We start from the raw sequence: 6,053 nt of genomic DNA on the forward strand, positions 1-6,053 counted from the left end.
CAGCCTCCGGTTTTCCTGTTCAAGCCTCTGCTGCCGCTGCGCTTCTTCCAGCCGCTTCTTCATGGACGGCACCTGTGACCGCAGACGGGTGTTTTCCTCCGTCAGCTCCTGTACCTTGTGCCGATCCGTCACGCTGCGCAGTGCCATTTTCTTTAGCTGCTCGACCTGATCCACCGTCACGCCCTTTACTGCCCCTGTGAGCGTCTTTTCCGGCTGAATATCATGCAGGGGTGCATTTACCCTGTCAGCCTCCTTTAAGAGCCGCACAGTGCCTTTCAGAGCGTCCCGCTGCCGTTCCAGCTCAGCAACCTCCCGCTCTACTGCCGCTGTCTGCTGCTGCACCGCTTCCAGCCTCGCAGCCGCTTCCTTGAACTGCGGCAAGTCCATGTGCGGTCTGTTCGTGCCGAGAGAGATAATTTCAAAATCGTGCCGCTGGGCGATCTCCGTCAGAGCTTCTTTCTCCCGTTCCATCCACGCCGCCCATTCGGTCTGCTTTCTGCCGACACCGACAAACCCCTGCTGCTTCAATGCCTGTTTCATAGATACCCTTGTAGAAAGTCCTCTTGACTGCTCCGTTGCCACAGGGATAAAATCGACATGGAGATGGGGCGTTGCCTCGTCCATGTGCAGCACCATATTGAACACCCGCAGATGGGGGTTGCGTTCTGCAAAAGACTCCGCAAAATCTTTCAGAGCTGCCGCCGCCCGTTCTCCGTCCGGCGTACCGCACCCACAGTCGCTCATGTTGCCGATCTGGAAGATCGCTTCATGGAACAGCTTTTCCTGTTTACTCTGCCGGATATGCTCATAGTAGTCCGGTATCTTATCTCTCGTTTTGGTTTTCTTTGCGTTGTAGGCTGCGAGAGCTTCATCAAAGACCATATGATAGACCTGCTTCAGATCCTCGTTGCAGAAAACAATGTTCTGCTCCGTCCGGCTCCGGTCTACATTCGCCGCTGAGAAGCTGCGGTTGTTGTGCCGGATGCTCCCTGCACCTGTCATACCCGAAATCGTAACTCCCATAAAATCGCCCCCTTTCCGCTTATTCTTCCGTCCTCTATTTTATCATAAATTTCCGCTAAAAACAACCTCTTTGTTACTTTCTGGTGAGAAAGTAACGCAAAAGCACTTTCACACCGCCACCCCATCGGTGCAGCGGTGTGAAAGTGCTTTGCGCCCCTAAAGGGGAGGGGTTGCCGGAGCTGCTTCACTGCCGGCTCGTGCCTGCTGCTCTGCCAGCTCCGGAGGGGCGCTGCCCCTGCCGTCTGCGGACGGCTCCCCGACCTTCATCCCACCGATAAACTGGAATTGGTCATAAAAAAGCCGATAACACATAGGTTTTTTGACCTAATGCGTTATCGGCTCTGCGTCTATGCGTCTGGCACTTTTAATCATTTTTTTTTGAATTTATTATATGTGTTAGCTAACTGTCCACAAGCCGCGTTAATCTCTCTGCCATGAGAAACTCTCATAGTAACTTCAAGTCCTGCTTGCTCTAATTGATGTTTGAATGCAACTATTTCCCGTTTCTGTGGTGCTTTAATTCTTGAATTGCTTGTTGGGTTGTATTGTAACACGTTAATCATAACTTTTTTGCCCCGAAACCATTTTGCAAGTTGTCTTACATCTGAGGGCCGGTCATTTATACCCGGTAAAAGCAAATACGCAAAGACAATTTTGCGATTATGCCTTTCAGAATAGGATAAGGCTTGCTTAACAACATCTTCAATAGCATATATGCGCATGTGAGGAATAATACGATTTCTTGCAGATTGTGTTGCTGCGTGTAAAGATATTGTCAACTGAATTTTAAGATGTTCCTCGCGCAATTTTTTTAATTGATCGACCGGACCAACTGTTGATATGGTAATGCCGTCGGTTGGAAAGTTGAGCCCATATCTATCTCGGAGAATATGGATTGCTTTTATCAAGTTGTCATAATTGAATAAAGGCTCTCCCATACCCATAAAAACGATACGGTTTACTTTTCGACGCAACAATATAATCTGTTGTACGATTTCTGACGATGTTAGATTACGAACAAAGCCATTTCGCCCGGACTCACAAAAAATACAACCAACAGGACAACCGACTTGTGTGCTCACGCAAACAGTTCCACCATCTCGCCGCTTGATAAAAACCGTTTCAATGTATTTGTTGTCTTTCAGTTCGTAAACATACTTTTCAGTATCACTGCTTTTGCAAATATTTTTTACCAACATTGATAGATTTTTTTTGCGTGGTAATTGCTTATATAATTCTTCATATAAGGCTTTTGCTTCATTCTCGCCAATAACTTCCGACATTTCTTTGTAAGTAAATCCGTATGGATCATTCCGTACTTCCGCAGGCGTATATTTAGGTAAACGTTTCATTTTTATATCCTTTCTTCTAAATAATAAAAGTTTGTTTTTCTGTATTTTTGATTACAATCTCTAATTTTTCTACATCAATGATATGCGTCAATTTGCATTTAGGGCAGAAAAGAGGAAAATCTTTTAATACAGTATCAATTCCCGATTTGTCGTTCTGTTTAGTCCCCAAAGAACCTACTAAACCAGCTACGCTTTTGAACCGGTTCTGTCTCACGCTCCGGCTGATCGGCTCCGGACTTGCCGGAAAGAAGCTGCTGATGCATTGTCCCAGCATGGAGAGCCTGGGCCGCTGCCGCAGTCTGCTGTGCCGTCACCAACGCCGAGCTGACCTCCGCCAACCTTGCGTTCAGTTCCTCGATCTGCTTGTCCTTTACAGCAAGTTGCTCGCTTTTCCGGTCTAATTCTCCCTGCAGCATAGCGATCAAAGTGGTTTCGCAAGTTTCGCAACTTGCTTTCGCCTGTTGCGAAACTTGCTTTCGTTCAACACCTAAATAATGCTGATATATGGCGGTTTTTTGACTTTCGCTGATTGCGAAACTTCCTTTCGCATCTTTCGCAACATGGTTTCGCCTACACCATGCACGAACTGCCTGTTCCGACACGCCACATTCTATTGCAATTTCCGTTATTACACCCGCCAAATATCATCACCACTCTTTCATCCGGAGTTAATCTCAAAACAAATCGCTATGAGATCCCGTCCTTATCAATTTCAAAATCAAAGTCTGCCGAACAACTTTATAGACCAACAGCCAGTCCGGCTCGATGTGACATTCTCTCATGTCCTTATAATTTCTGGAATTAGTGAGAGCATGATCTCGATACGCCTCCGGCAACGGCTGCTCGTTACACAACAGCGTGATCACTTCCTCCAACTTCTTCGGATCGCAGCCTCTCTTGATCGCAAGCTTGTAATCTCGTTTGAACTGCCCCGAAAACTCCGGCTTAAGCATTCAGCGCCTCCATCAGATCTGCAACGCTATCAAACGGACCATACATATCCTCTCCCTTTTCTGCCGCCTCCATCGCCGCATAGGTAACAGCATTCGGCTCGTCAACCTTGACTTCAAAGGGAAGTCCATGACACCTAAGTGCCTGTCGATAAAAAATACCCGTTGCCGTACTCAAATCCATTCCGAGGGACTTAAAGAGAGCTGCCGCCTGTGCTTTCAGCTCCGGCTCCATTCTTATCGTCATATTTCCTTTAGCCATAATAGCACTCCTTTCCTCGTCATTTTTAGCTTGCACTAATATTATATTCAATATTCGTGACATTTGCAAGTGCATTGCAAATGTTTTTTTGCAACTTTTCTATGAACAGTGCTTTCTATATGCTAACACCGCAGCGTGTACATTTAGGGGGTGAAAAAGCCTTATTTCGCGCGGTTTTCAAGCCTCGTTTTCGGTGGGGTAATATAAAAACCCTTACCCGCCCCGAAAACGCCTTGTAGGGCGTTTCTGGGGCGTTTACAGCCCTTTCTTAAATTCCTCCACCAACAGATCGCTCAAAGCCTGTGATGGGCGTATTTTGACCGTTATATGCCCCTCCGGTACGGTGTCCCACCATTTGCGGATCGTTTTCGGATCAAGTCCGGTGTCCCTATGACAATCGGCCTTGCGTCCCTCTGGATGCTCCTGCCGCCACGCATAGACTTGCGCTTTCTTTTCTTCTGCCCCTTTTCTTCTCCATGTGCCGCCAGGATAATCCACTTCCTGCACCGCCCTTGCTCTTTTCAAATGCTCTTTCTGTGATCTACCATTCCTCTTGTTGCGCTCGATGCGAACATCGGTCAGAGCTTCAATATCGGAAATCGTGAAATTGTAATACTCCTTGTCGTAGGCTTCCAGCGCACTCCGTATATCTTCCTCGGTCAATGCGTTCTCATGCTTCACCATCTGCAGATCATCAAAAGCCTCTTTCATATCCTGCCGGAGCTGCTGCTTCGACACACCGCATTTGTAAGCATAGATAGCAAGGCACATCAAAAAGAAATACCGATGCCCGCCCTTTATCTCTCCGATCTGCCGCAGCCACCAATGGTAGAGCGCATACGGATCATCACCATGCACCTTTCCGGCAATATCCCACTTCTTGCGTCCTTTCTCGCCTCTCACAACAACACGCTCATACCACTCCGGATATGCCTCCCTCGCCTCAGCTCGTGTCATTTTGGATGGGCTGAAAGGCTTATTGACATCCACCCTGTTTTCTGGCTTTGCGTAGGCGTTCAGATAATCCAGCGTTACCCGTTCTCCGGTACGGAAAGCGACCAGCTCCGTCCCATGCTTGTCATTGATGCTGCCCACCATGCGGAAGCTCTGATTGATGGATTGATACTGGATCGCCTTGACCTGCGAAGTGCTGCCATACTCCCATAGCCGGAAAGTGAGGTCATATTTCAGACTTTTAAGCTGAATTTTTATATTCGGGTATAGGTCAATCGGCTGCTGGAAAACATAGTAGATATGCAGCCCTGTCCCCGACAGAACAAGGAAAGTCGGCATCGGCAACCGGCGCACTCGCTCCGGATCGCCGCCAAAGCGCAGAAAGAGGTTGCGCAGCTCGGCAAGACCTACGCCATCCAGATCGAAGATCAGAGCATACATCCGCTGGGCGTTCTCCAGCCTGTTCTCCTTTCTGCGATATGCAAGACCGCTGCACAAAGTAAGGCTGTTCCCCTCGACAAACTCCATGTAATCCTGTTCCCATGTGTCGTTATACATCTTCCTGCGCCGGAGCTTCTTATCCTCGCTCTGTTCGTCCCGATACAGATACACAGCGTTCGGATGGGAAAAATCCGTGTGCCGTTCTCCGGAGTTCTCATTGTCCGGAAACAGCTCTTTATAAAACTCATAGCCTCCGACCTCCGGATATTGTGCGCTCAAATACTCGTAGCAGCCTCGATAATTCTCGGTCATATTACCACCTCACAAAAGAAAAAGTACCAAAAAGAAAATCCGCTGCGGCGGGGATCGCCTGCGGGCGGGAAGGGGGAAAAGGGGGAGCAAAAGAGCGGCGGCTACGCCGCCTTAAAGAGAAAGTCACCTCCCCCTTTTCCCCCTCGCTGCGGGGCATTGAAAGTGCCGCCACTATGGAAAACCCGATGGGTTTACCACAGTGGCTTGGAAAACCTCTAACGAGGTTTACCACACTTCCAACACCCCTCCGCTCACCCCCCTTTTCCCCTCCGACTTTCTCCCTTTCAGAGAGAAAAAATATAGGTTGGGAGTACCCTTACAGGGGGCTTAGATTATCAATACAGCAATTCCCTATTTTCAGTTGTTATTATAGCCTGTCCGAAAGAGATTTTCAAGCCCTCCGGACAGGCTTCTTTTACAGCTCCATGCCGCCCATTCCTCGCTGGTGCTGCTGTTGCTCCTGCTGCTGTCCAATCTCCGGATCGGGCAGCAGCTCCCTCGCCTTTTCAAGCAGAGGACGCAGACGCTCCGGCAAGTGTTCTTCCAAGAAGTCCAGCATCCGACCGATGCCGTCCGTCAGACGCTCGGTGAAGCTGCGTTCCTCCTGCAGCTCGGATTGCAGATAATAGTTTTCATCGCGCAGCCTCCGGTTTTCCTGTTCAAGCCTCTGCTGCCGCTGCGCTTCTTCCAGCCGCTTCTTCATGGACGGCACCTGTGACCGCAGACGGGTGTTTTCCTCCGTCAGCTCCTGTACCTTGT

The 6,053-nt window shown here is 48.9% G+C and carries 9 protein-coding genes; all 9 read right to left on the reverse strand.

Features of this window, described 5'->3' with window-relative positions; all coding sequences use genetic code 11:
• On the reverse strand, window positions 1-1,023 hold a 1,023-nt coding region (locus LQE92_RS14315; protein WP_231063608.1), incomplete at its 3' end, for a plasmid recombination protein.
• A gap of 156 nt (window positions 1,024-1,179) precedes the next feature.
• A complete protein-coding gene (locus tag LQE92_RS14320) occupies window positions 1,180-1,335 on the reverse strand; it encodes a hypothetical protein (RefSeq protein ID WP_182001965.1) in 156 nt (51 codons plus the stop codon).
• A 56-nt stretch (window positions 1,336-1,391) separates the two neighbouring features.
• Window positions 1,392-2,375, reverse strand: a complete 984-nt coding sequence (rlmN, locus tag LQE92_RS14325; protein ID WP_002584956.1) for a 23S rRNA (adenine(2503)-C(2))-methyltransferase RlmN — start codon at window positions 2,373-2,375, stop codon at window positions 1,392-1,394.
• A 16-nt stretch (window positions 2,376-2,391) separates the two neighbouring features.
• Entirely contained in the window at window positions 2,392-2,649 is a 258-nt protein-coding gene (locus tag LQE92_RS14750) for a cysteine-rich KTR domain-containing protein (protein ID WP_256435368.1), read from the reverse strand.
• Window positions 2,534-3,016: a hypothetical protein gene (locus LQE92_RS14335; RefSeq protein WP_076917214.1), complete on the reverse strand. Its 483-nt coding sequence runs from the start codon at window positions 3,014-3,016 to the stop codon at window positions 2,534-2,536. Before LQE92_RS14335 ends, LQE92_RS14750 begins: the two co-directional genes overlap by 116 nt.
• Window positions 3,017-3,049: 33 nt before the next feature.
• Complete coding sequence (locus LQE92_RS14340) at window positions 3,050-3,328, reverse strand: type II toxin-antitoxin system YafQ family toxin (protein ID WP_021632616.1); 279 nt, start codon at window positions 3,326-3,328, stop codon at window positions 3,050-3,052.
• Window positions 3,321-3,587 carry a type II toxin-antitoxin system RelB/DinJ family antitoxin gene (locus tag LQE92_RS14345; protein ID WP_033119556.1) on the reverse strand — a complete coding sequence of 89 codons (267 nt, stop codon included), beginning with the start codon at window positions 3,585-3,587 and terminating at the stop codon, window positions 3,321-3,323. Before LQE92_RS14345 ends, LQE92_RS14340 begins: the two co-directional genes overlap by 8 nt.
• A 255-nt stretch (window positions 3,588-3,842) precedes the next feature.
• A complete protein-coding gene (locus LQE92_RS14350) occupies window positions 3,843-5,294 on the reverse strand; it encodes a hypothetical protein (RefSeq protein WP_199488597.1) in 1,452 nt (483 codons plus the stop codon).
• A 415-nt stretch (window positions 5,295-5,709) separates the two neighbouring features.
• Complete coding sequence (locus LQE92_RS14355) at window positions 5,710-5,997, reverse strand: hypothetical protein (protein ID WP_231063609.1); 288 nt, start codon at window positions 5,995-5,997, stop codon at window positions 5,710-5,712.
• Between the last annotated feature and the right edge of the window lie 56 nt (window positions 5,998-6,053).

It is taken from the genome of Lientehia hominis, assembly GCF_021044755.1.
In the GTDB taxonomy this organism is placed as follows: Bacteria; Bacillota; Clostridia; order Lachnospirales; family Lachnospiraceae; genus Lientehia; species Lientehia hominis.

What these genes read in the sequence shown, in the direction of transcription:
- LQE92_RS14320 (WP_182001965.1), bottom strand. Translation starts at nt 1,335, where the DNA reads ATGTGTTATCGGCTTTTTTATGACCAATTCCAGTTTATCGGTGGGATG.
- LQE92_RS14340 (WP_021632616.1), bottom strand. Translation starts at nt 3,328, where the DNA reads ATGCTTAAGCCGGAGTTTTCGGGGCAGTTCAAACGAGATTACAAGCTT.
- rlmN (WP_002584956.1), bottom strand. Translation starts at nt 2,375, where the DNA reads ATGAAACGTTTACCTAAATATACGCCTGCGGAAGTACGGAATGATCCA.
- LQE92_RS14345 (WP_033119556.1), bottom strand. Translation starts at nt 3,587, where the DNA reads ATGGCTAAAGGAAATATGACGATAAGAATGGAGCCGGAGCTGAAAGCA.
- LQE92_RS14350 (WP_199488597.1), bottom strand. Translation starts at nt 5,294, where the DNA reads ATGACCGAGAATTATCGAGGCTGCTACGAGTATTTGAGCGCACAATAT.
- LQE92_RS14750 (WP_256435368.1), bottom strand. Translation starts at nt 2,649, where the DNA reads ATGCTGGGACAATGCATCAGCAGCTTCTTTCCGGCAAGTCCGGAGCCG.
- LQE92_RS14355 (WP_231063609.1), bottom strand. Translation starts at nt 5,997, where the DNA reads ATGAAGAAGCGGCTGGAAGAAGCGCAGCGGCAGCAGAGGCTTGAACAG.